Origin of the sequence: Streptomyces sp. IBSBF 3136, assembly GCF_036815105.1 — a bacterium.
Classification (GTDB): Bacteria; Actinomycetota; Actinomycetes; order Streptomycetales; family Streptomycetaceae; genus Streptomyces.
Genome location: NZ_JAJSZC010000440.1, coordinates 1 through 1,902 on the forward strand (window position 1 = coordinate 1; position 1,902 = coordinate 1,902).

Annotated in this window: 2 protein-coding genes; one reads left to right on the forward strand and one right to left on the reverse strand. The window is 75.9% G+C overall.

The features are described from left to right. Nucleotides 1-99: 99 nt before the first annotated feature. Nucleotides 100-498: a hypothetical protein gene (locus V7E45_RS40010; RefSeq protein WP_333779206.1), complete on the reverse strand. Its 399-nt coding sequence runs from the start codon at nt 496-498 to the stop codon at nt 100-102. A 228-nt stretch (nt 499-726) separates the two neighbouring features. Between V7E45_RS40010 and V7E45_RS40015 the strand changes: the two genes are divergently transcribed. Beyond that, nucleotides 727-1,464: a hypothetical protein gene (locus V7E45_RS40015; protein ID WP_333779207.1), complete on the forward strand. Its 738-nt coding sequence runs from the start codon at nt 727-729 to the stop codon at nt 1,462-1,464. Nucleotides 1,465-1,902 lie beyond the last annotated feature (438 nt).

Here is a 1,902-nt window from a genome sequence, read left to right on the forward strand (position 1 = left end):
CGGGGGGCGCGCCCGCCGCCCCCCCCCCGCCCCCCCCCCCCCCCCCCCCCCCGCCGCCGTGTCCCGGTCCTCCCGACGCACTTGGAAGACCGTCCCCCGCTAGCCGATGAGGATCACCACGACCCGGTTGCCGAAGCGGTTGTCGAACCTGCCGTCGAAGCCGTGGCCGAAGCGGTGGTGGAAACCGTGGTCGAAGCGGTTGTTGAAGCCGTGGTCGAAGCGGTTGTCGAAGCCGTTGTCGAAGCGGTTGTCGAACCGGTCGCCGAAACGGTTCCCGAAGCCGTTGCCGAAGCAGAACCCCCGCTGGTCGAAGCAGGAATCGCCACGGGTGAGGCAGCGCCAGTCACCGCTGTGGGAGCAGCTGTCCGTGACCGTGTGGGTGTGCACGGCGGGGGCGGCCGCCGACGCCGTGCCCGCCGCGCCGATCGCGGCCCCGCCGGCCATCAGGATGCTTGCCGCCGACGCCGCGGCGAGACGCCCTGCGCGTGGTACTCGCATGGTGGATACACCTCTCCTTCCGTCTCGCGCCTGGACTCACGCCCTAGTCTCAGTACGTCGACGGAACCGATCGGGATTGGTACCGCGACGGCTGCCGGGCCGGGCGCCCACCGGTCCACGTGTCCGCCCGGCGACCGGCGACCGGCGCCGACCCGAAATTCGGGAGACGGACCGGCTGCCGCCCCGTACTCTCGCGCGTCGCGACAGTCGTACAAGGGGAGGGGCCGGATGGGCGGTCGAACGTTTCTGATCGGTGGCGGATGGGATGCCGCGCAGGTGTACGAGCCGTTCCTGCGGGAGGCGGCGGCGCGGGGCGGGGGCGTGCCGCGGATCGGGTGCGTGATCGTCGACGAAGGGGACGGCGAGCAGCAGTTCGAGCGGTACGCGCAGGCGCTGGGGAAGGCCGGCCCCGCCTGCGTGCCCGTGCCGCTGCTCGTGCCGCTCGGTGGGCGGTTCGAGCCGGAGGGCGCGCTGGACGGGGTCGACGGGCTGCTGGTGTGCGGTGGGCTGACGCCCGCCTACCAGGAGGTCTTCGCCGGCTGTTCGGAGCGGCTGCCCCGGCTGCTCGCGGAGCGCGGGATGCCGTACGCCGGGTTCTCCGCGGGCGCGGCCGTCGCCGCGCGGCGGGCGGTGGTCGGCGGATGGCTGGTGGACGGGGTCCCGGTGTGCCCCGGGGACACCGCGGAGGACCTGGAGGAGGTCGCGGTGCGGGACGGTCTGGGACTGGTGCCGTGCGCGGTGGACGTGCACGCGGCGCAGTGGGGAACGCTGGCCCGGCTGGTGGCGGCGGTGGGCCGGGGGGCGGTGCCGTACGGCGTCGCCGTCGACGAGAACACCGTGGTGGAGGTCGCCGACGGCACCGCCCGGGTGGCGGGCCTGGGCCGAGCCCACCTCGTACGGCCCGCACCGGACGGAGCCGCACTGGTTCGCTCCTACGGCGCCGACCAGATCTTCGAACTGTCCTAGCGCCTGTCGCGGGTCGCTCCGCGGCGGTTCCCGGGGCGATCGCGGCGGTGGCCGTCGCGTCCGCACGGGTGCCAGGCCGCGCGAAGGTGTGCGCGAGCCACCCGAAGACGCGCGCAAGCCGCCCGAAGCGGTGCCCGGGCTGCCCGAAAGGGCGCGCGAGACACCCGAAGGGGTGCCCGGGCCGCCCGAAAAGGTTCGCGAGCCGCCCGAAGGGGTGCGCGAGCCGCCCGAAAGGGGAGCGTGAGATCCGCAGGAGGGCCGGGCACTCCTGCCTGCTCCCGGGCGGGTCGTCCGCCAGGGTGCTGCGCCGCCCGTAGAACCCCCGCGCCGCCCGCCGGGTGCCCCGGACTCCCGCAGGGAGCCCGGTCCCGGCGGGCCGTCCCGCGCGGGGGGGGGGGGGGGGGGGGGGGGGGGGGGGGGGGGGGGGGGGGGGGGGGG